Here is a 20786-nt window from a genome sequence, read left to right as displayed (position 1 = left end):
CTGCCCGGTCAGCCGATGCCGGGCGGGAATGCCACCAACTGGTCGGCGAACACAAGGAAGACCGCAGCCCCCAGCATCCCGTCGAACCGGTCCAGAAGCCCGCCATGTCCCGGGATCAGCGAGGAGGAATCCTTCACCCCCGCCTTCCGCTTCAGCGCGCTTTCCGCAATGTCGCCGATCTGGCTGGCCATGCTGAGCGCGATGGAAATCCCCATCAGCCCGATGCCCGCCCCGGCGAACCACGCAAAATAGGCGCCCACCGCTGCGGCGGCGATCCAGCCCGCGACGGTTCCGGACCAGGTCTTCTTCGGTGACACCTTCGGCCAGAACTTCGGCCCGCCGATGGCGCGCCCCGCGAAGTAGCCGAAGACGTCCGTGACCACGACCACGGTGATCAGCCACAGCATCCAGACAAGGCCCAGCTCGTCCCTCAGGTCCATCATCCCGTAGCCCGCGAACAGGATCAGCGTCGCAAAGACGGCGTACCGGGTGCCCCCCTGCTCCATCCGGGTGAAGCCCAGCATCGCCGGCGCCATCAGCAGCGGCAGGGCAAAGGACGGTGGAATCACGTTGGCGGCCAGAGCCACCAGGAAGGTCGCGGCGCCGAGGATGTACTGCGATTTCGTCCGCCCGGTATCGAGCAGGCAGACAAGTTCCCAGACCATCACCCCCGAGGCCACCGCGATCAGGACGTGGAACACCCAGCCCCCGGCCCAGACGGCGATCACGCCCACGGCGATCATCACGACGGCAGAGGCCAGCCGCACTTTCAGGTCGTCCCAGCGGTGTGCACTCATGCCTTCACGGCCCCGTACCGGCGGTCGCGCCGACCGTAGGCACCACACAGACGGGCAAATTCCTCGGGCGTGAAATCGGGCCACAGGGTGTCGACGAATTCGTACTCGGCATAGGCCGACTGCCAGAGCAGGAAGTTGGAGATCCGCGCCTCGCCGCTGGTGCGGATCACGAGGTCCGGATCCGGAAGGACGCGGGTGTCGAGGTAGCGCGGCAGGGTCTCTTCCGTCACGTCTTCGGACCGCAGTCTGCCCGCGGCGACGTCCTCCGCCAGCCGCTTGACGGCGCGCGCAACCTCGTCCCGGCCGCCGTAGTTCAGCGCAATCGTCAGGTTGGTGCCGGTGCAATGGCCGGTGATCGCCTCCGCCTCGTCCATCAGGCCGCGCAGTTTCGCGTCCAGCCGGGGGCGGTCGCCGATAAAGCGGACGCGGACGTTCTCCTTCACGAAGGCCTGCATCTCTTTCATGATGTAACGCCGGAAGAGGCTCATGAGCCCGGCCACCTCGACCTGCGTGCGGCGCCAGTTCTCCGTCGAGAAGGCGAAGATCGTCAGGTAGTCGACGCCGGCCGCCGGACAGGCCTCGACGATCTCGCGGACGCGGCGGGCGCCGGCGTGGTGGCCGAACAGGCGCGGTCTGCCACGCATGGTCGCCCAGCGGCCGTTGCCGTCCATGATGATCGCCACGTGTCGCGGACCATGGGACTGGCTTTCGTCACGGCTCATTCAAGGCTCCTTCTTAGGCATCGGCCACGTCTGCGGGTTTCATAGCCGATCCCCCGGCCCTTGCCAAAGAGATAGTCGTGCAGGGTTTCAGCAGGTGCTGCGCACGTTGCACGGCAGTACCGCCCGGCCCGTTCAACGCAACTTCGGCCATGCGACCGGCGCCCTCAGCGCACACGGTTTGGGCAAGCGCGACATGAAAAAAGGGGCGGTCGCCCGCCCCTGTCGTCCCAATCAGTCACGCAGGGATCAGACCTGCATGATCTCTTCCTGCTTGTTCTCAAGCGCGGCGTCGACCTTCTTGATGTAGCTGTCGGTCAGCTCCTGCACTTCGCTTTCCCAGAGCTTTGCGTCGTCCTCGGACATGTCGTCCTTGTGCTTCTTGATCTGGTCCATGCCGTCGCGGCGAACGTTGCGGATCGCGACGCGGGCGTGCTCGGCATACTGACCAGCGACCTTGCTCAGTTCGCGGCGGCGCTCCTCGTTCAGTTCCGGGATCGGCAGCATGATGATCGTGCCGTTGAGCTGCGGGTTGATGCCCAGCCCCGACTCGCGGATCGCCTTCTCGACCTTGCCGACCAGCGACTTGTCCCAGACGTTGATCGTGACCATGCGCGGCTCCGGCACGTTCACGGTGCCGACCTGGTTGATCGGGGTCATCGCGCCGTAGGCGTCGACCATGATCGGCTCAAGCATCGAACCGGAGGCGCGCCCGGTGCGGAGCGAGGCGAATTCCGTCCTCAGCGAGCCCATGGCCCCTTCCATGCGCCGGGTGAGATCATCGGTGTCGAGTTCGAATTCGTCGGACATGAGCGTCTTGCCTCGCTTCGCTGAGCCTTTGTCGGTGCGCAGGCTTATTACGTCACCGCGCGCAGATCAATGTCTCTTGCCGGGTCCGCATGGCCGCGACCTGTCTCCGGGCGTCCTCATCCTTCCTTAACGCCCCGCGTGCAAGACATGGATTTGCGGCGACGTCCGCCCCGCACCGACCGAAACCGTGCAGGAAACGCCCTGCCTTGTGCCCCTTAGGAACCGCTGCCGGAACCGCCATGCATGTCTGCCTGATCCTCTTCCCGCAGTTTCCCATTCTGGGGTTCGTCCTGATCCGCGAGGTGCTGGAGCTTGCCAACCGCATCGCCGGACAGCCGCTGTTTTCCTGCCGCATCCGTACCGTGACCGGCGCGGACGTCGCCGCATCGGACGGAATGCGCATCGCGGCAGAGGCACAGGATTGGGAGGGGGCGCAGGGTTTCGACCTCGTGGTGCTTTGTGCCGGGCCCCACCCGCTCGATCACCTGCCCATGGGCCTGCGCGGCTTCCTTGCAAGGGCAGACGCGGCGGGCGCGACACTGGCCGGTCTGGACCAGGGCGCGCTGATACTCGCGCGGCTGGGGCTGCTCGACGGGCGGGAGGCCGTGCTGCCGCCCGATCCCGACCGGACCTATCCTCACATTGCCCTGTCGGAACGGACACATGCGATCGACCGGCAACGGCTGACGTCTTCGGGCGGTCTGGCGACAGCGGAGGCGATGCTCGACTGGATCGCCCGCAGCCACGGACCGGCGCTGGCGGCCCGCACCGGAGCGGCGTTGGGCCACGGCCAAATCGCTGAAACCAGCCGGGCACAGACGCTGGCGGCGCGCGTGGGCCGGGGCGATCCGTTGATGACCCGCATGACGGCCCTGATGGCGGCACACTTGGATGCGCCATTACCTCTGCCGCGCATCGCCGCCGAACTGGACATGAGCCTGAAACGCCTGCGCCTGCGCTGCCGCAAGGCCCTGGGCGGGACCCCGGCAGAGTTCTACCTGGACCTGCGCCTGCGGCGCGCCGCGCAACTGGTCGAAGAGACCACGCTAACGGTGGCCGAGATTGCGGCGGCAACCGGTTTCACCTCTCCTTCGGCCTTCACGCGCAGCTACAGAAACCACTTCGGCAAACCACCCCGGGCGCAAAGGGCGCAGCTGGGAAAGGCCGCCACGCCCACCGGCTGGGACGCGGCGACCGAGGTCGCCCGCCCCTCGGGGCAGGCGCAGTCTGACCTCCGGGATCAGGGAATGACGCGCGTGTAGGTGCCTTCGCCCGCCATGATTCCCCGGAAGCCGCCCGGCTCGTTGAGGGAAAACACCAGGAGCGGCATCTTGTTGTCGCGGGTCAGCGCGATGGCCGAGGCATCCATGACCTTGAGGTTGTTGCGCAGCACGTCGTCGTAGGTGACCTCGTCGTAGCGCTTCGCATCCGGGTTGTTCTTCGGATCGCAGTCGTAGATGCCGTCGACGTTCTTGCCCATCAGGATCGCCTCGCAGGCCATCTCGGACGCGCGCAGGGCCGCGGCGGTGTCGGTGGTGAAATACGGGTTCCCCGTGCCGGCGGCAAAGATGCAGATCCGTTTCTTCTCGAGGTGCCGCACCGCGCGGCGGCGGATGTAGGGTTCGGCGACCTCGTCCATCCGGATGGCCGAGATCACGCGGCAGTAGGCGCCCAGTCCTTCCAGAGCCGACTGCATGGCCAGCGCGTTCATCACCGTCGCCAGCATGCCCATATAATCCGCCGTGGTCCGCTCCATCCCCTGCGCCGAACCGGCGAGACCGCGGAAGATGTTGCCGCCGCCGATCACCATGCAGATCTCGACACCCATGTCGTGCACGGCCTTGATCTCGCGCGCGACGCGCTCGACGGTGGGCGGATGGAGGCCGTAGCCCTGATCGCCCATCAGCGCCTCCCCCGAGATCTTAAGCATGACGCGTTTGTAGGTTGTGGCGGGCTTGTCGCTCTCGCTCTCGCTCATGTTGCGCTCCGTATTTGCCGGGGGGTAATGTCGGGCACCTTCTGGCGGAAAAGCCCGCCCACTGCAATGCCGCAGCGCAGGAACAGGCGCGACGAGGACCCCGAAGCCGATGCCCATGACCAATAAACTGGCCGAGCGCCTCGATGCCCTCGATCCGGACCTACCGGTGCTGATCGCGGGGCCGACGGCATCCGGCAAGTCGGCGCTGGCGCTCAAGATCGCCGCAAGGCAGGGCGGTGTCATCGTCAATGCCGACGCCATACAGGTCTTTGCGGACTGGCGCGTGCTGACCGCACGCCCCTCCGCCGAGGAGGAAGCCCGCGCGCCGCACCTGCTTTATGGTCACGTTCCCGGCACGCGGGCCTATTCCGTGGGCGACTGGTTGCGCGATCTTGCGCCGTTGCTGAAGGGCGAGAGGCCGATCATCACCGGCGGCACGGGGCTCTATTTCACCGCGCTGATCGAGGGCCTGGCCCGGATCCCCGACGTGCCCGCCGCTGTCCGGGCAGAGGGCGACGACATGCGAATGACACGTGGTCTCTCGGCGCTTGTCGATCAGTTGGACGCGCCCACCGCCGCTGTCATCGACCTCAGGAACCCCATGCGCGTCCAGCGGGCGTGGGAGGTGCTGCGCGCCACCGGAAAGGGAATCACCGCGTGGCAGGCAGAGACCCCGGCGCCTCTCCTGCCGGTCACGCGGGCGCAGCCCTTCCTCTTCGACGCGCCGAAGGACTGGCTGACCCCGCGGATCGAGCGCCGTTTCCGGCAGATGGTCCGGGACGGCGCGCTGGAGGAAGCGCGCGAGAACCTCGACACTTGGTCGCCTGCCCTGCCCTCTGCCAAGGCCATCGGTGCGGCCGAGCTGATCGCCCACCTTCGGGGGCAGATGACACTCGACGATGCAATCGAGCGGGCGACGATCCTCACACGGCAGTTTGCCAAGCGGCAGCGCACGTGGTTCAAATCGCGTATGTCCGACTGGCCGCGTGTCACCCCGGAGGACCTGAACGCATGAACCGCCCCGGTTTCCTGAAGAACCCGATGCCGCCCGCCCCCGAGCGGACGCGCGGCCCGGTGCGGTGCGGGTCCTTCATGCTGGAGCTTCAGGGCGCGCCGTGGCGCTACCAGCTGGCCCACGATCGCGAGGACAGCACGCTGTTGTGGATCACCAAGGGCCAGGGCCGGGCGATGGTGGCGGGTGTCCTGCGCGGCGTGTCGATGCACCAGGCGCTGTGGCTGCCGGCGGGTACGCTGTTCGCCATCGACCTGCAGCCGGGCACGCAGGCGCTGTTCGTACATGCGCCCACCGGGCTTGCCCCGAAAGAGCCGGAGACTCCGATGCTGCTGCGTATCCGCGACAGCTTTGCCCAGGCCGAGCTGACCGGCGAGATCGACGCCATGCACCGCGAGCTGACCCAGAAACGGGCGCTGATGCAGGACAGTCTCGAAGCGCGGGTGCATCTGCTCGGCATCTGGCTGCACCGCCAGATCGAGAAGGGCGCCGCCGAGACCCCCAAGGACACTGCGGCACAGCGGCTGGCCCGCAGGTACGCGCAGGCCCTGACCCGCGATTTCCGTACTGCGCAGCCGATGGCAGCCTATGCCGATGCGCTGGACGTGACGCCCACCCACCTCAGCCGCATCTGCCGCCAGTGCTGCGGCAAGACGGCGGCTGACCTGCTGACCGAACGCAAGCTGCACGCTGCCCGGATCGCGCTCGAAAGCCCGCGCCCGCCGGTGCAGGATGTCGCGAAGTCGCTGGGGTTTTCTTCGGCCGCCTATTTCACGCGGTTCATCCAGACGCACACGGGCAAGTCGCCGTCGCAACTCCGCACCGACGCGCGGAAGATGCTTGCCGCGCGTCATTGATAACGCGGGCACTTTTTCCATCCCTGGCCCGGACGCGGGGCTTGCATGGCTGTCCGTGTCGCTTTTGAATATGAGCCATGTCGCTTTTCGACACCAGAACGCCGATGACAAGCGTTGACGCCTGAAAGGCAATGGTGCGCTATGGGGCACAAACAAAGGGGGGGCACCGGATGGCTCGGGACAGGACGACGGCGTCCAGGAAGCCGACCCCGCAAAATAACCAGAACATGTCACAGGGAGATGATGATGACATCGAAGGACACCCTGCAGCGGGTCCACCCGGCTGCACAGATGTACGCGCGCGAATTCAAGGCCGGGAAACTTGACCGCCGCGAATTCCTGACGCGCGCCACCGCGCTCGGCGTCTCCGCGGCGACGGCCTATGCGCTCGGCGGCCTCGGCAGCCCGGCGCAGGCGGCGGCCCACGCCCAGTCCGGCGGCACGCTGCGCATCCAGCAGGAGGTCCGCGCGCTGAAGGATCCGCGCACCTACGACTGGACTCAGATGGCCAACTTCTCGCGCGGGTGGCTTGAGTACATGGTGGAGTACAACCGCGACGGCACAGTGCGCGGCCTGCTGCTGGAAAGCTGGGAAACCAACGACGACGCCACGGAATACACGCTGCACGTCCGGCCCGGCGTGACCTGGAACAACGGCGACGCGTTCACCTCGGCGGACGTGGTGCGGATGTTCGAATACTGGTGCGACAAGACAGTGGAGGGCAATTCGATGGCCGGCCGCATGGCCTCGCTGATCGACCCCGCCACCTCAAAGATGATCGAAGGTGCGGTCACCGCCACCGACGACATGACCGTGACGGTCACGCTGCCCGCGCCCGACATCGCCATCGTCGTCGGCATGGCGGACTACCCGGCGGCGGTCGTGCACGAAAGCCATGACCCCGACACCATGCTGACCAACCCGATCGGCACCGGCCCCTACCTGCCCGAAAGCCTGGAGGTCGGCGTGAAGGCCGTGCTGGTCAAGAACACCGATCACACGTGGTGGGGCGCGGACGCGGAGGACATCGGCGGCGCATACCTCGACCGGATCGAGTTCATCGACTACGGCACCGATCCGGCCTCGTGGATCGCGGCGGTCGAATCCGAAGAAGTCGACATGCTCTATCAAAACGTGAACGAGTTCATCGAGATCGCCGACGCCATCGGCTGGGAGAAGTCCGAGGTGGTCACCGGCGCGACCGTGGTCATGCGGTTCAACCAGCAGACCCCGGTGGGCGACGCCCCGGTTTACGACAATGCCAAGCTGCGCGAGGCGCTGGTCAAGGCGGTCGACAACTCGATCTGCCTGGAACTGGGCTATGCCGGCCGGGGCACCGTTGCCGCCGACCACCACGTCGCGCCCGTACATCCGGAATACGCCGACATCGGTCCCGCCGAATACGCCCCCGACGAGGTTGCCGCGTTGCTGGAGGAATCCGGCATGGCGGACTTCGAGCACGAGCTGATCTCGCTCGACGACGGGTTCACCAAGAACACCGCCGACGCGGCGGCGGCGCAGATGCGCGACGCGGGCATCAACGTGCGCCGCACCGTCCTGCCGGGCTCGACCTTCTGGAACGACTGGGCGAAATACCCGTTCTCGATCACCGAGTGGAACCACCGTCCGCTGGGCGTGCAGGTGCTGGCGCTGGCCTACCGCACCGGCGAGGCGTGGAACGAGGCGGGGTATTCCAACCCGGAGTTCGACGCCAAACTCACCGAGGCCATGTCGATCTCTGACGCGGAGGCGCGCAGCGCGGTGATGAAGGACGTGGAGACCATCCTGCGCAACGATCACGTCATCATCCAGCCCTACTGGCGGTCGCTCTACCGGCACTTCAAGCCGGGCGTCGTGGGCGCCGAGATGCACCCCTCGTTCGAGATCCACGTCTACAAGCTGGGTCTCGCCGCCTGACGCGACATCCGATCGGCCGTCCTCCCCCGGGAGGGCGGCCTTTTCGATCCGGTCGGGCCCTGCGCGCGGTTCCGGACAGACCTCACGGAGGCGCCCTTGGGCCTGTTCATCCTCAGACGTGTCGGCACGATGATCCTGACCGCGCTCTGCCTGACCTTCATCGTCTTCTTCCTGACGAACCTCTACCCGAACCTCGAAAAGCTGGCGAAGTCCGAGGGCAACTTCCGGATGACCGACGTCGAGGTCGCGACCTTCCTGTCGAGCAACGGCTACCGCTCGCCGGTGGACCCGGAGGTGCTGGCCGCCTACCGTTCCGGCCAGATGACGCAGGAAGAGGCCAGCGCGCAGCTCAACACCGGCTTCGACCCGCGCCTTCTGCGGAATTACGCGGAGTGGCTGGGCGTGGCGCCGGGCTACGTGATCGAGACCCCGTCCGGCGAGGTCAACGCCCGCTGCCAGGCACCCGGCACGGCGCTGGAGGAGGCCCCGCGGTTCTGCGGCATCCTGCAGGGCAAGTGGGGCCGCTCCACCGTCTTCAAGGAACCGGTGGGTGACGTGATCGGCACGCGGCTGGCGCTGACCGGCCGGCTGATGCTGTGGGTCATGCTGCTGATGGTGCCCGCCGCGCTGATCGTGGGCGTTCTGGCCGGGATGCGCGAGGGCTCTCCGCTCGACCGGTCGCTGTCGACCTTCTCCATCGCGACCACGGCGACGCCCGAATACGTGTCGGGCGTGATCTTCATCGCGGTCTTCACGTCCTCGGCTGTCGGATTGAAGTGGTTCAAGGGGTCGGCGACCTCGGCCATGGAGGCGCCGACCTTCGACAACTTCTTCCTGCCGGTGCTGACCATCGCGCTTTACGGCATGGGCTACATCGCCCGGATGACGCGCGCGTCCATGGCCGAGGTCATGAGCGCCCAGTACATCCGAACCGCCCGCCTGAAGGGCGTGTCGTTCAGCAACATCGTCCTGAAACACGCGCTGAGGAACGCGCTGATCGCGCCGTTCACCGTCATCATGCTGCAGTTTCCGTGGCTCCTGAACGGTGTGGTGATCGTCGAGTCGCTGTTCAACTACAAGGGCTTCGGCTGGACGCTGGTGCAGGCCGCCTCGAACAACGACATCGAGCTGCTCCTGGGCGTGTCGGTCGTGTCGGTGATCGTGGTGCTCGTGACGCAGCTGATCTCCGACATCGGCTACGTCTACCTCAACCCGCGCATCAGCGTCACCTGAAGGAGAGGCCCATGGACCCGCTGACCTGGACCGGAAGCCTCGGCACCGTCCTCAACCCGATCCTCGTGATTCTCGTGCCGCTGTTCCTGCTGGCCGTTGTGCTGCGCATCCTGTTGTCATTTTTCGAACCCGACACAGGCATTCAGGCCAACCCGGACGGCACCATCGTCGCCACGGGTGGCATCTGGGGGCTGTCGCGGGCGACGGTCAACTGGCTGGGTGTGCTGCTTGTGGCGCTGGCGCTGGCCTACCTGATCGGTGGCATCGTCATGGACACCGCCGCGGGCATCCTCGGCGGCATGGCGCGGCGGCTCCTGCCCGTGTGGATCGCCCTGACCGCGACCTTCGGCCTGTCGGTCGTCTACAAACGCAGGCTGGGGCTTTACGGGAAACTCTTCGACTCGACCATCGGCATGATTGGCTTCGGCCTCGTGATGTTCTGGGTCTATACCGCGATCTTCACCGGCCTCTTCGACATGATCGCCACGCATGACCCGCTGGGCCAGAACGCGCTTCTGAAGAACAAGGTGCCCGGCACGCCGCTGGGAGAGGAAGGCGAATATCCTTATTACCTGCTCGGCGGCGACAATCTGGCCCGCGACGTGTTCAGCCGGGTCGTGGCGGGCTCCACCATCGTCATGGCCATCGCGCCGCTGGCGACGCTGTTTGCCTTCATGGTCGGCATCACGCTGGGCCTGCCCGCGGGGTACTACGGCGGCAGGCTGGACACGTTCCTGTCCTTCCTCGCCAACCTGATCCTCGCCTTCCCGGTGATCCTGCTGTTTTACCTGCTGGTCACGCCCGAGATCGTGGCGACAGGCCTGCCGCAGTACATGGCGGTTGTGCTTTTCGTCTTCCCGCTGGTGTTCTTCGGGGTGCTGATCCACGCGCGCTACCGCACGCAGCCGGCCAGGAACTGGGTCTACCTGGCCATCGTTCTGGTGCCCCTGACGCTGATCTACCTGTCTCTGGTCAACGCGCCGCGGTCACAGATCGACTTCTGGCCGCTCGACCTGTTCGACGTGCCGGGCGGTATCCTCGTGGTCTTCGTCTCGGTGGTCTTCGTGAACTCGCCCACCGTGTTCCGCATCGTGCGGGGCCTGACGATGGACATCAAGACCCGCGATTATGTCGCCGCCGCCCAGACACGCGGCGAACGGCCATGGTATATCATGCTGTGGGAGATCCTGCCCAACGCCCGCGGGCCGCTGATCGTCGATTTCTGCCTGCGCATCGGCTACACCACGATCCTGCTGGGCACGCTGGGGTTCTTCGGGCTGGGCCTGCCGCCGGAAAGCCCGGACTGGGGAACCACGATCAACGAGGGGCGGCGCCTGCTGTCGGTCTACCTGCACCCGGCCCTGCCGCCGGCGCTGGCGCTCCTTTCTCTGGTGCTGGGGCTGAACCTGCTGGCCGACGGGCTGCGGGAGGAATCGTTGCGCGACTGAAACCTGCCGGACCGGGGGCCAGCCCCCGGACCCCCGAGGTATTTTCCGCCAAGATGAAGGACATGGTCCGTGAGAGACAAGATGACTGAGAGCTACGACGGCCCGATCCTCGAGATCGAGGGTCTTTCGATTTCCTTCTTCACGCGGCTCAGGGAGATCCCGGCCGTGATGGACTTCTCGGTCAAGGTGATGCCCGGCGAGGCGGTGGGGCTTGTCGGCGAGTCGGGATGCGGCAAGTCGACGGTGGCGCTGGGGGTGATGCAGGACCTTGGCCGGAACGGCAGGATCGTCGGCGGCGCCATCCGGTTCAAGGGGCGCGACCTGAACGCCATGAGCCAGGAGGAACTGCGCGACATCCGCGGGTCGGAGATCGCGATGATCTACCAGGAGCCCATGGCCTCTCTGAACCCGGCGATGAAGATCGGCCGGCAGTTGATGGAAGTGCCGATGATCCACAAGGGTGCGTCGGAGAAGGAGGCCCGCGCCCGCGCGTTGCAGGTGGTCACCGACGTGAAGCTGCCCGATGCTAAGCGGATCCTCGACAGCTATCCGCATCAGTTGTCCGGCGGACAGCAGCAGCGGATCGTGATCGCCATGGCCTTGATGGCGGAGCCATCGCTGTTGATCCTCGACGAACCGACCACTGCGCTGGACGTGACGGTGGAGGCGGCGGTCGTCGAACTGGTGAAGGAGCTGGGCAAGAAATACGGCACCTCGATGCTGTTCATCTCGCACAACCTCGGGCTGGTGCTGGAGACCTGCGACCGGATCTGCGTGATGTACTCCGGCGAGGCGGTGGAGACCGGGTCCATCGAGGATGTCTTCGACCAGATGCAGCATCCCTACACGCAGGCACTGTTCCGGTCGATCCCGCTGCCCGGCGCCGACAAGACGACACACCCGCTGGTGGCCATTCCCGGCAATTTCCCACTGCCCCACGAGCGCCCGCCGGGCTGCAACTTCGGGCCCCGCTGCGACTATTTCGAGGCCGGGCGCTGCGATGCGGTCGACCGGGTTCCGATGGAACCGGTGCCGGGAGACGAACGCCACCGCACGCGCTGCCTGAGGTTCCGCGAGATCGACTGGGATGCGCCGCCCGCCAATGTGGTGACCAGGGCAAAGGCGGAACCGGGGCGCACCATCCTGAAGATGGACGACCTGAAGAAGTACTACGAGGTCGCGGCAAACAAGCTGTTCGGCGGCGCGACCGGCCGGAAGGTGGTGAAGGCGAACGAGACGCTGACCTTCGAGGCCCGCGAAGCGGAGACACTGGCCATCGTGGGCGAATCCGGTTGCGGCAAGTCGACCTTTGCCAAGGTGCTGATGGGTCTGGAAACCGCGACCTCCGGCCAGATCCTGCTGGACAACCGCAACATCGAATCGACGCCCATCGAGGCGCGCGACACCCAGACCATTGCCGACGTGCAGATGGTCTTCCAGAACCCCTTCGACACGCTGAACCCGTCGATGACCGTGGGCCGGCAGATCATCCGGGCGCTGGAAATCTTCAACCACGGCACGTCGGATGCCGAGCGGCGCGAGGAGATGCTGCGCCTTCTGGACCTCGTGAAACTGCCCCGTGCCTTCGCCGACAGGATGCCGCGGCAATTGTCGGGCGGGCAGAAGCAGCGGGTCGGCATCGCACGGGCCTTTGCAGGCGGTGCGCGGATCGTGGTGGCGGACGAACCTGTCTCGGCGCTCGACGTGTCGGTGCAGGCCGCCGTGACCGACCTGCTGATGGAGATCCAGCGCGCGCAGAAGACGACGCTGCTGTTCATATCGCACGACCTCTCGATCGTGCGGTACCTCAGCGACCGGGTCATGGTGATGTACCTCGGGCACGTGGTGGAACTGGGCACGACCGACCAGGTCTTTGCCCCGCCCTACCATCCCTACACGGAGGCGCTGCTGTCGGCGGTGCCCATCGCCGACACCTCGGTCAAGAAGAAACACATCGTCCTCGAAGGCGACGTGCCTTCCGCGATGAACCCGCCGCCCGGATGCCCGTTCCAGACACGATGCCGGTGGAAGTCGAAGGTGGCCGGGGACCTTTGCGAACGCGAGGTGCCGCCGGTCAGGATACTTGCCGAAGGGCACCAGGTGAAATGCCATCTGCCTGACGCGGACCTGGCGGGCATGGAGCCAGTGATCACCGTCGCGGCGGAATAGGCGGTCGGTCGCGCGACGGAGGCGAAAGGGTGCGCGCCGGTCGGATTGGCTTCGCCGGTGGGTGCGGGGCACATGGTTTTAGCGCGGCCTTATGGCTTTGGTCTTCGGATAGCTGCGGGTGGGGTTGCAACACCTCCGGCCTCTCCCCTCTGGCAAGGGTCTCGTGTCGCCTAAGGCTTCGCGTTCGGCGCAGGCACAGGCGGCCCTTGCTCCTGCCGCGCAAGTGACAGGGTGCGCTCTTCCCCGCCGTCGTGGGATGTGCGGACGTAATACGGAGAGATTGACGAGAGCGCGAGAACCTCGGCCTGCTGGCGCAGGGTCAGGGGCGTGTCGAACCGGCAATCGACGACAAGATCGCGGACCACGCTCATCCGGCCTTCGAACGGGGCGTGCGTTCCGACACGCAACTGGAACGGCACACCGCCTTCGGCGCCCCCGTCCCTGAGCGCGTCCATGTCATCGGGATGGAAGCGGAAACCGCCCCGTCCGAGTGTCAGGATCAGGCCGTGCGCCTCCTCCTCGCCGAAGATCAGGGTGGCACCGACTCGGCAGGCGCGCCGGTTGTAGACAAGCGCAAAGGCCCAGCGGACGGCAAGGTCCATCCCGAACAGCAGCGCGATGAAGACCACCATGAGGGCGAGCACGGCACCGCCGCTGACGACCTTGTTCTCCTCCAGCATCTTCTCGACCTCTTCCCAGTCGATCCGGCCTTCGGTGACCGCCTCCTGAAAGGTTTCAGGCGCGTCGGCCTGGCTGTGCTGGCCGGCACTGTTGCAGGCCAGTGTCGACTGATGTTCGAACTCCGCCAGCATCGCGCGCAGGTGTCGGGGGTCGTAAGGCGCCGAGGTGTAAGAAAGCCGCTCCCCCTCTGCCATCAGCTCCAGCGCGATGCCGCTGAGCCCGCCAAGTCGATTGCGCTGCAGGTCATTGAGAATCGAGAATTCCGACAGCCCGTCCATCTGTGAGGCAATGCGTTCCGCCACAAGCTGGTCGATCGTTCGCTGCTTCTGCGGGAGGGCAGCGAGTGTCCGGGCCAGCGACAGAAGTTCCGCGGGCAGCTTGCATGCCTCTGCCCTGGCCACGCCGGGCATGAGCACCATCAGCAAGATCACGGCGGCCACGACGAACAGCCGCGCGCCCTGCACGGCCTTGCCCGTCCGCCTGCCGATCTCCGCGCGGCCCATAGCCCTCATATCCCTTGCCACCGCTCTTAGCGCGGCAGGGTGCCACCAAAGCAATAATCCGGGATTAAGGCGCGACGGTTTCGACGCACGGAAGGTCCGGGGTCAGCTGCCCCAGATCACCTTCACGTAGTTCTTCGTCTCGCGGTAGGGCGGCACGCCCTTGTGCTTTTCGACCGCCCCGGGACCCGCGTTGTAGGCCGCAAGCGCCAGTCGCCACGATCCGAACTTGCGGTACTGGATCTTGAGGTAGCGCGCGCCACCGTCGAGGTTTTCCGCCGGGTTGTGCGGGTCGACGCCAAGCGCCTTGGCCGTGGCGGGCATCAGCTGCGCCAGTCCGATGGCGCCCTTGTGCGACAGGGCCTTCGGGTTGAAACGCGATTCCTGCATCACGAGCCGCAGGAAAAGGTCCTCGGGAACGCCGTGTTTCTGCGCCGCGACGCGTGCGAGCACTGCGTATTCGCCGTTGTAGCGGCCCCGGTATTTCGGGACGGCGCCGTTCTCGGCACCTTCGACACCCCACTTGGTGGGCGTCACCACCTTCGGCGGCTGAAGCCGCACCGAGCTCTTGTATTGTTGCGCTGCGCGACTGTCCAAAACTCCCGTCTGCGAGGAGAAAAGGTTCGCGCGGTTCTTGGTCGAAATGATCTCGGCCCCTGCACTTCCGGCTGTGATCGCCAGGAAAATGCTCAGGCCGACTGCCAAGCGTGCCCCCGCCATGGTCCGTCCCTTGTTCGTTGCCGCCGTGTTGTTCTGTTGGTCTTTGCGCGGGACTATACCCAAAAATCGCTCAATCGGAACCCCTGTGGTCCGCTCTGTTTGCCCCCCCTTTGCACCGCGTGTAGAAACGGCAGACATTCGCCGATGCGATTCTAGGTTTCGAGAGGGAGAAACATGGCCGGTTCCGTCAACAAGGTGATCCTCGTGGGCAATCTCGGGCGCGACCCGGAAGTGCGTACCTTCCAGAACGGGGGCAAGGTCTGCAACCTGCGGATCGCCACGTCAGAGAACTGGAAGGACCGCAATACGGGCGAGCGCCGCGAACGCACGGAATGGCATTCGGTCGCGATCTTCTCCGAGCCGCTGGCCCGGATCGCCGAGCAATACCTGCGCAAGGGTTCGAAGGTCTACATCGAGGGCCAGCTTGAAACGCGCAAGTGGCAGGACCAGTCTGGTCAGGACCGCTATTCGACCGAGGTCGTGCTGCGCCCCTACCGTGGCGAGCTGACCCTGCTCGACGGCCGCAGCGATGGCGGCAGCGGTGGTGGTGGCGCCGGCTCGTTCGGCGGCGGTGGCGACAGCTACGGTGGCGGCGGCTACGACGACCGCGGTTACGACGACCGCGGCGGCAGTGGCAGCGCCGGTGGCGGTTCCGGCCCCTCCCGCGCGCCGTCCCGCGATCTGGACGACGAGATCCCGTTCTGAGTCAGTCCCGGGTACTGCAAACACAAACCGCCGCACATCCTGCGGCGGTTTTTTTTTGCGCTCATTCCTGTACGGCGCGTCCTGTCAGTCCTGACGCTCCCCCGCCCCCAGCGGGCGCTCGTCCGGCTCCATGAAGCCGCACCCGACCAGCGCGCTTTCCAGCGCCTCCTCGGCGTTGATGAGCGGAAGACCCATGACCATGCCGCCGCGCTGGCTTTCGATCACCACGCCCTTGCCGCCGCGCATCGCGCGCATCAGCGGCTCTTCGGGCACGACCGTCGCCGTGACCCCGTTGCTGATCGTGCGGAACGTCTTTTCGAAGGTCTGGCCGTCCACCGTCAGGTAGAAGGTCTGCTGGCCCGGTGGCGTGCCGGGGATCAGCAGATCGCTGATACCGCCCTGCTGACAGAAGTAATAGAGCCCCGACTGACCGTTCTGCGTGTCGATCCCCGCCCAGAGGATCGCACCGTCCTGGATCGCCCCGCCGTTCCACGTCGGGATGTGGGTCGAGGGCTGGACATGGTTGGCATTGCACAGGCGCCGGATGCAGGCGTGGTAGCCAGGGGTGTCCCCCTCGCTCGCCAGGCAGTTGCCCATGCAGGAATTCGTCTGCGCCACCGCCCCGCCGGACAGGACAGCCAACGCCATGGAAAACGCCGCTGCAATAGACTTCATTCAAATGCCCTCCAGAAAAATGGTCCTGAGAATTACGGCCACAGCCCCCGAGTCGGCGCAACCCTTGTTCGGCGGCAAGGCTTGGCCTATGTCTGCCCCTCGCAATCACCCTCAGGAAACAGACCCATGCCCATCCGCCTGCCCTCGGACCTTCCCGCCTTCGACGTGCTCACGCGCGAGGGCGTCATGGTCATGTCCGAGGAACAGGCCGCGCGGCAGGACATCCGGCCGCTGCGGATCGGGCTGCTGAACCTGATGCCGAAGAAGATCCAGACGGAGAACCAGTTCGCCCGCCTGATCGGGGCGACGCCGTTGCAGATCGACTTCCAGCTGATCCGCATGACCGAGCACCAGACCAAGAACACCGCCGCCGAGCACATGGAGGCTTTCTACCGCCCCTTCGCCGAGGTGGCCGACTCCGGCGAAAAGCTGGACGGTCTCATCATCACCGGCGCCCCGATCGAGCACCTGCCCTTCGAGGAGGTCACGTACTGGGAGGAACTGACGCAGGTATTCGACTGGACGCAGACCCATGTGCATTCCACCTTCGGCGTGTGCTGGGGCGGGATGGCGATGGTCTACCATTTCCATGGCGTGCCCAAGCACATGCTGGACGCCAAGGCCTTCGGCGCCGTGCGGCACATCAACCGCGCGCCGACCTCGCCTTACCTGAACGGGTTCTCTGACGACATGGTCATCCCCGTCTCCCGCTGGACCGAGATGAACCGCGCCGAGATCACCGCCGCGGGCCTGCCGATCCTGATCGACAGCGAGACGACCGGCCCCTGCCTCGTCGAGGACCCGGCGCACCGCGCGCTCTACATCTTCAACCACCTGGAATACGATTCCGGCACCCTGAAGGAAGAGTACGACCGCGACATCGCCGCCGGGAAACCGATCAACGTGCCCGCGAATTACTATCCGGGCGACGATCCGGCGCTGACGCCGCAGAACCGCTGGCGCAGCCACGCACATCTTCTTTACGGCAACTGGATCAACCAGATCTACCAGTCGACACCTTACGAGCTATCCTCCATCGGGTCATGAACGACACGACGGAGGACAGGTGAAACCGCTGATGTGGGCTGCATACGTTCTGGCGTTCGGGGCCGCGGCCTGGGGGCTGAGCCACCTGCGCGCCGGTCTGCGCGAACGCGCGGCAGAGGCCGCCTTCCCCCCCTCCGGCCAGTTCGTCGAGGTCGGCACGACACGCGTCCACTACGTGACCAAGGGCGAAGGCCCGGACGTCGTCCTGATCCACGGTATGTCCGGAAACCTGCGCGACATGACCTTTTCGCTGGTCGACCGGCTGGCGCAGGACTTCCGCGTCACCGCCTTCGACCGTCCCGGCATGGGGTATACCGACCGGCTGCACGACGCCGGCGAAACCATCGTGGAACAGGCCGCGCTGCTCTCTGCCGCCACCCGGGCGCTGGGGTTGGAAAAGCCCGTCCTCATGGGCCAGAGCTACGGCGGCTCCGTCGCGCTGGCCTGGGCCGTGGAATTCCCCGAAACCGTCTCGGCCCTCGTGTTGACCGCCAGCCCGTCCCACCCATGGGACGGCGGCATGTCACGGCTCTACAAGGTGAATTCGCACCCGATCCTCGGCGCCCTCGCCATCCCGTTCGAGGCGGCCTGGGTCCCGTCGAGCTACGTGCAGGGCGTGGTGGAAACCGTCTTCGATCCGCAGGACATGCCGCCAGGCTACGACCGCCACATCGGCGCGCCTCTGACGATCCGGCGCACGGCGCTGAAGGCCAACGCGCTGCACCGCGCGGGTCTGCTCGACCAGATCACAGAGCTGGAGCCGCGCTATGACAAGCTGTCCGTCATGCCGGTGGAGCTGGTGCACGGCACGGCGGACGACACGGTGGGGCTTGGCATCCACTCCGAACCGCTGGCGGACCGTCTGCCCCATGCCCGGCTGACGGTGCTGGAGGGCGTCGGCCACATGCCCCACCACGTCCGCGAAGGCGCGGTGGTGGAGGCGATCCGGCGCGCCCACGAGCGCGCCCGGGATCGCGGCGACGACTGACCTCAGCCCGCGTCGAGCACATCCTCGGCCAGTTGCACCACGTCGGACGGCGCGCGCAGGTACTTGCCCGTCTCGCTCTCGTTCAGCACGATCACCCGCGCGCCGTTCTTCACCTGATCCGCAAGGTGGATGATGTCCTGATTGAACAGCCGGATACAGCCCGATGATACCGCATGCCCGATGGAGGCAGGGCTGCGCGTGCCGTGAATGCGGTAGAGCGTGTCCTTGCCGTTCCGGTACAGGTACAGGGCCCGGGCGCCCAGCGGATTGTCCAGCCCGCCTTCCATGCCGTCCTTGAACTGGTTGTAGACCTCGGGTTCGCGCTTGATCATGTTCTGCGTCGGGGTCCACCGCGGCCAGTCGCGCTGGTAGGCCACCTTCGCCTCGCCATTGAACGCGCGTCCCGCGGCACCGACCGCCACGGTGTACTGCATGGCCTGATCGTTGCCCTGCAGGTGATACAGCTTCGTGGCGCCCGGATCGACGATGATCGTGCCGGCCGGATACGGCGCGTAGTAATCCACCAGCTGGCGCTTCTTTTCCTCGCTGAGGTATTTCTCCGGCACCGCGGGAATGGTCATGCCGTTGTCTTGGGTCGACATGTACATGGACCGCGTCTCGGGCTGCAGCGGACGCTTGCGCGGCGGCTCGGGAGGCAGCACCTCCACCTCCGCCAGGTAGCCGTTTTCGGTCATGGCCACGTTGGGCACCGCTTGCGGTTGCGCCTCGGACACGTCCGAGACCGGGGGAAGCGGACGCGCACAGGCTGCCACAAGCGCGAGAAGAACCAGCCCGGCGACCGGTTTGGGGACTTGCGATATCATGAGATGCCTTTCCAGTATTCTTCGAAAGGCAAACGGTTCGTCCGGCTCGATTGTTCCGCCGCTCGGCAGCGGTTTGCCATCAACGGCACACAAAGCCATACTCACGACAATCAAACGGACGGAAATCATGCCCCAAGACCTGCCTTTCGACGGTGCCATCACACGATACGCCGAAAACGATGCACCAAAGGACGTGCGGGCGGCCATCGCCTCCGCCGACAAGAACGACATTCTCGACGCGGGCTATCCTTACACCGAACAGATGTCCGGCAAGGACTACGACAAAGAGCTCGAGGCGCTGCAGATCGAACTGGTCAAGATGCAGGCGTGGGCCAAGCAGGAAGGCCACCGGATCGCCATGGTCTTCGAGGGCCGCGACGCGGCCGGCAAGGGTGGCACCATCGCCCGCTTCCGCATGAACCTGAACCCGCGCGGTGCCCGTGTCGTGGCGCTTCCCAAGCCGACCGACCGGGAGGCGACGCAATGGTATTTCCAGCGCTACGTGGATCACCTTCCCGCTGCCGGCGAGATCGTGTTCTTCGACCGCTCTTGGTACAACCGCGGCGTCGTGGAACATGTCTTCGGTTTCTGCACGGCACAGCAAAGGGAGCACTTCTTCTCTCAGGTCCCGGACTTCGAAAAGATGCTGGTCGACGAGGGCATCCACCTCTTCAAGCTCTGGCTCAACGTGGGCCGGGCCGAACAGCTCCGCCGGTTCCTGAAACGCGAATCCGATCCGCTGAAACAGTGGAAACTGAGCTGGATCGACGTCGAGGGGCTGAGCCGCTGGGAGGCCTATTCCGCCGCGATCCAGGAGACGCTGCACCGCTCGCACACCGCCGCCGCGCCTTGGACGATCATCCGGTCGGACGACAAGAAACGCGCGCGACTGTCCGCGATCCGGCACGTGCTGACGCATCTCGACTATTCCCGCAAGGACCAGCAGGCACTTGGCCATCCTGACCCGGCGATTTGCGGCGGACCGGACATCTGGGACGCCTGAGCCCTTTCCCTGCCCCGGCGCGCAGGCTAAGTCCCTGAGAAACGGAGGTGTCCCCCGAACATGGGCAAACGCGGCTACCATCACGGCAACCTGCGGCAGGCGCTGGTCGAAGCGGCCCTGCAACTGATCGAGGAAAAGGGCCCCACGGGCTTCACCTTGTCCGAGGCCGCCAAGCAGGCGGGCGTCACGCCCGCGGCGGTCTACCGCCATTTCGCGGGCCGCGAAGACCTGATCGCCGAAGCCGCGCGCCAGGGGTACGAGATCTTCGCCGACGTCATGCAATACGCCTACGACAAGGGGCAGCCCTCGGCGCTGGCAGCGTTCGAGGCGACGGGCCGCGCCTACCTCGCCTTCGCCCGGCGCTACCCCGGCCACTACATCGCCATGTTCGAAAGCGGCATCTCGGTGAACCACTCGCCGGAACTGGCGCAGGTCTCTGCCCGCGCCCGCGGAGTGCTGGAACGTGCCGCCGACGAGTTGTCGCAACATATCCCGCCGGAGAAGCGGCCGCCGCCGCAGATGTTCTCTGCCCATATCTGGGCCTTGTCCCATGGCGTGGTGGAACTGTTCGCCCGGAATTCGCCGGGCACACAGTCACCCTTTCCGCCCGAAGACCTGCTGGAAAGCGGCATCGGCGTGTATCTCCGTGGCCTTGGCCTCCTCCCGCCCGACAACTGAACCGAAACCCGTTTCGAACCGAACC

The 20786-nt window shown here is 66.0% G+C and carries 20 protein-coding genes; 12 read left to right on the top strand and 8 right to left on the bottom strand.

The window, feature by feature from the left end; genetic code table 11:
* Window positions 1-8: 8 nt before the first annotated feature.
* The 3 genes from CDO87_RS19875 to frr form a co-directional block, all read right to left on the bottom strand.
* Window positions 9-797, bottom strand: coding sequence for a phosphatidate cytidylyltransferase (locus tag CDO87_RS19875; protein WP_100930388.1), 789 nt, complete (start codon window positions 795-797; stop codon window positions 9-11).
* Window positions 794-1519 carry a polyprenyl diphosphate synthase gene (uppS, locus tag CDO87_RS19870; RefSeq protein ID WP_100930387.1) on the bottom strand — a complete coding sequence of 242 codons (726 nt, stop codon included), beginning with the start codon at window positions 1517-1519 and terminating at the stop codon, window positions 794-796. Before uppS ends, CDO87_RS19875 begins: the two co-directional genes overlap by 4 nt.
* Window positions 1520-1765: 246 nt before the next feature.
* Window positions 1766-2326: a ribosome recycling factor gene (gene frr, locus CDO87_RS19865; RefSeq protein WP_100930386.1), complete on the bottom strand. Its 561-nt coding sequence runs from the start codon at window positions 2324-2326 to the stop codon at window positions 1766-1768.
* 239 nt (window positions 2327-2565) lie between these two features.
* On the opposite strand from frr, the gene CDO87_RS19860 reads away from it, so the two are divergent.
* Window positions 2566-3588, top strand: coding sequence for a GlxA family transcriptional regulator (locus CDO87_RS19860; RefSeq protein ID WP_157815058.1), 1023 nt, complete (start codon window positions 2566-2568; stop codon window positions 3586-3588).
* Here the strand turns inward: CDO87_RS19860 and pyrH are convergent.
* Complete coding sequence (gene pyrH, locus CDO87_RS19855; protein WP_100930384.1) at window positions 3567-4304, bottom strand: UMP kinase; 738 nt, start codon at window positions 4302-4304, stop codon at window positions 3567-3569. The two genes, CDO87_RS19860 and pyrH, sit on opposite strands and share 22 nt — an antisense overlap.
* Window positions 4305-4413: 109 nt before the next feature.
* On the opposite strand from pyrH, the gene miaA reads away from it, so the two are divergent.
* From miaA to CDO87_RS19825, 6 genes are all read left to right on the top strand, one after another.
* Window positions 4414-5319: a tRNA (adenosine(37)-N6)-dimethylallyltransferase MiaA gene (miaA, locus tag CDO87_RS19850; protein ID WP_100930383.1), complete on the top strand. Its 906-nt coding sequence runs from the start codon at window positions 4414-4416 to the stop codon at window positions 5317-5319.
* Window positions 5316-6173, top strand: coding sequence for an AraC family transcriptional regulator (locus CDO87_RS19845; RefSeq protein WP_254698218.1), 858 nt, complete (start codon window positions 5316-5318; stop codon window positions 6171-6173). Before miaA ends, CDO87_RS19845 begins: the two co-directional genes overlap by 4 nt.
* 246 nt (window positions 6174-6419) lie before the next feature.
* Complete coding sequence (locus CDO87_RS19840; protein WP_100931050.1) at window positions 6420-8090, top strand: ABC transporter substrate-binding protein; 1671 nt, start codon at window positions 6420-6422, stop codon at window positions 8088-8090.
* A 96-nt stretch (window positions 8091-8186) separates the two neighbouring features.
* On the top strand, window positions 8187-9323 hold the full coding sequence (locus CDO87_RS19835) for an ABC transporter permease (RefSeq protein WP_100930382.1): 1137 nt from the start codon (window positions 8187-8189) through the stop codon (window positions 9321-9323).
* A gap of 11 nt (window positions 9324-9334) precedes the next feature.
* Complete coding sequence (locus CDO87_RS19830; protein ID WP_100930381.1) at window positions 9335-10771, top strand: ABC transporter permease; 1437 nt, start codon at window positions 9335-9337, stop codon at window positions 10769-10771.
* Between the two features lie 81 nt (window positions 10772-10852).
* A complete protein-coding gene (locus CDO87_RS19825) occupies window positions 10853-12940 on the top strand; it encodes an ABC transporter ATP-binding protein (protein WP_100930380.1) in 2088 nt (695 codons plus the stop codon).
* 170 nt (window positions 12941-13110) lie between these two features.
* Here CDO87_RS19825 and CDO87_RS19820 read toward each other — a convergent pair whose 3' ends face one another.
* Both CDO87_RS19820 and CDO87_RS19815 read right to left on the bottom strand, forming a co-directional pair.
* A complete protein-coding gene (locus CDO87_RS19820) occupies window positions 13111-14124 on the bottom strand; it encodes a hypothetical protein (protein WP_100930379.1) in 1014 nt (337 codons plus the stop codon).
* A 102-nt stretch (window positions 14125-14226) separates the two neighbouring features.
* Window positions 14227-14841 (bottom strand): lytic transglycosylase domain-containing protein, encoded by a 615-nt coding sequence (locus CDO87_RS19815; RefSeq protein WP_198521767.1) that lies wholly within the window; start codon window positions 14839-14841, stop codon window positions 14227-14229.
* Between the two features lie 174 nt (window positions 14842-15015).
* Between CDO87_RS19815 and ssb the strand changes: the two genes are divergently transcribed.
* Entirely contained in the window at window positions 15016-15546 is a 531-nt protein-coding gene (ssb, locus tag CDO87_RS19810; RefSeq protein WP_100930378.1) for a single-stranded DNA-binding protein, read from the top strand.
* An 84-nt stretch (window positions 15547-15630) separates the two neighbouring features.
* Here the strand turns inward: ssb and CDO87_RS19805 are convergent, their stop codons facing one another.
* Window positions 15631-16221, bottom strand: coding sequence for a hypothetical protein (locus CDO87_RS19805; RefSeq protein WP_157815057.1), 591 nt, complete (start codon window positions 16219-16221; stop codon window positions 15631-15633).
* A 126-nt stretch (window positions 16222-16347) separates the two neighbouring features.
* Here CDO87_RS19805 and metA point away from each other — a divergent pair, with 126 nt between their 5' ends.
* Window positions 16348-17268 (top strand): homoserine O-succinyltransferase, encoded by a 921-nt coding sequence (metA, locus tag CDO87_RS19800; protein ID WP_100930376.1) that lies wholly within the window; start codon window positions 16348-16350, stop codon window positions 17266-17268.
* Between the two features lie 19 nt (window positions 17269-17287).
* Window positions 17288-18256 carry an alpha/beta fold hydrolase gene (locus CDO87_RS19795; protein ID WP_100930375.1) on the top strand — a complete coding sequence of 323 codons (969 nt, stop codon included), beginning with the start codon at window positions 17288-17290 and terminating at the stop codon, window positions 18254-18256.
* Between the two features lie 2 nt (window positions 18257-18258).
* Here CDO87_RS19795 and CDO87_RS19790 read toward each other — a convergent pair whose 3' ends face one another.
* Window positions 18259-19080 carry a L,D-transpeptidase gene (locus tag CDO87_RS19790; RefSeq protein ID WP_254698217.1) on the bottom strand — a complete coding sequence of 274 codons (822 nt, stop codon included), beginning with the start codon at window positions 19078-19080 and terminating at the stop codon, window positions 18259-18261.
* Window positions 19081-19207: 127 nt separating this feature from the next.
* On the opposite strand from CDO87_RS19790, the gene ppk2 reads away from it, so the two are divergent.
* Both ppk2 and CDO87_RS19780 read left to right on the top strand, forming a co-directional pair.
* Entirely contained in the window at window positions 19208-20083 is an 876-nt protein-coding gene (gene ppk2 / locus CDO87_RS19785; protein ID WP_100930374.1) for a polyphosphate kinase 2, read from the top strand.
* Between the two features lie 60 nt (window positions 20084-20143).
* Window positions 20144-20761: a TetR/AcrR family transcriptional regulator gene (locus CDO87_RS19780; RefSeq protein WP_100930373.1), complete on the top strand. Its 618-nt coding sequence runs from the start codon at window positions 20144-20146 to the stop codon at window positions 20759-20761.
* Window positions 20762-20786 lie beyond the last annotated feature (25 nt).

The sequence above is a fragment of the Sagittula sp. P11 genome (assembly GCF_002814095.1).
Classification (GTDB): domain Bacteria; phylum Pseudomonadota; class Alphaproteobacteria; order Rhodobacterales; family Rhodobacteraceae; genus Sagittula.
This window is presented reverse-complemented; position numbering and strand designations above follow the sequence as displayed.

Bases quoted from the DNA above. Each gene is read 5' to 3' on its own strand.
- ssb (WP_100930378.1), top strand. From the start codon at position 15,016: ATGGCCGGTTCCGTCAACAAGGTGATCCTCGTGGGCAATCTCGGGCGC.
- CDO87_RS19840 (WP_100931050.1), top strand. From the start codon at position 6,420: ATGACATCGAAGGACACCCTGCAGCGGGTCCACCCGGCTGCACAGATG.
- miaA (WP_100930383.1), top strand. From the start codon at position 4,414: ATGCCCATGACCAATAAACTGGCCGAGCGCCTCGATGCCCTCGATCCG.
- CDO87_RS19875 (WP_100930388.1), bottom strand. From the start codon at position 797: ATGAGTGCACACCGCTGGGACGACCTGAAAGTGCGGCTGGCCTCTGCC.
- ppk2 (WP_100930374.1), top strand. From the start codon at position 19,208: ATGCCCCAAGACCTGCCTTTCGACGGTGCCATCACACGATACGCCGAA.
- CDO87_RS19780 (WP_100930373.1), top strand. From the start codon at position 20,144: ATGGGCAAACGCGGCTACCATCACGGCAACCTGCGGCAGGCGCTGGTC.
- CDO87_RS19845 (WP_254698218.1), top strand. From the start codon at position 5,316: ATGAACCGCCCCGGTTTCCTGAAGAACCCGATGCCGCCCGCCCCCGAG.
- CDO87_RS19860 (WP_157815058.1), top strand. From the start codon at position 2,566: ATGCATGTCTGCCTGATCCTCTTCCCGCAGTTTCCCATTCTGGGGTTC.
- CDO87_RS19805 (WP_157815057.1), bottom strand. From the start codon at position 16,221: ATGAAGTCTATTGCAGCGGCGTTTTCCATGGCGTTGGCTGTCCTGTCC.
- CDO87_RS19830 (WP_100930381.1), top strand. From the start codon at position 9,335: ATGGACCCGCTGACCTGGACCGGAAGCCTCGGCACCGTCCTCAACCCG.
- metA (WP_100930376.1), top strand. From the start codon at position 16,348: ATGCCCATCCGCCTGCCCTCGGACCTTCCCGCCTTCGACGTGCTCACG.
- CDO87_RS19825 (WP_100930380.1), top strand. From the start codon at position 10,853: ATGACTGAGAGCTACGACGGCCCGATCCTCGAGATCGAGGGTCTTTCG.
- CDO87_RS19790 (WP_254698217.1), bottom strand. From the start codon at position 19,080: ATGATATCGCAAGTCCCCAAACCGGTCGCCGGGCTGGTTCTTCTCGCG.
- CDO87_RS19820 (WP_100930379.1), bottom strand. From the start codon at position 14,124: ATGGGCCGCGCGGAGATCGGCAGGCGGACGGGCAAGGCCGTGCAGGGC.
- pyrH (WP_100930384.1), bottom strand. From the start codon at position 4,304: ATGAGCGAGAGCGAGAGCGACAAGCCCGCCACAACCTACAAACGCGTC.
- uppS (WP_100930387.1), bottom strand. From the start codon at position 1,519: ATGAGCCGTGACGAAAGCCAGTCCCATGGTCCGCGACACGTGGCGATC.
- CDO87_RS19815 (WP_198521767.1), bottom strand. From the start codon at position 14,841: ATGGCGGGGGCACGCTTGGCAGTCGGCCTGAGCATTTTCCTGGCGATC.
- frr (WP_100930386.1), bottom strand. From the start codon at position 2,326: ATGTCCGACGAATTCGAACTCGACACCGATGATCTCACCCGGCGCATG.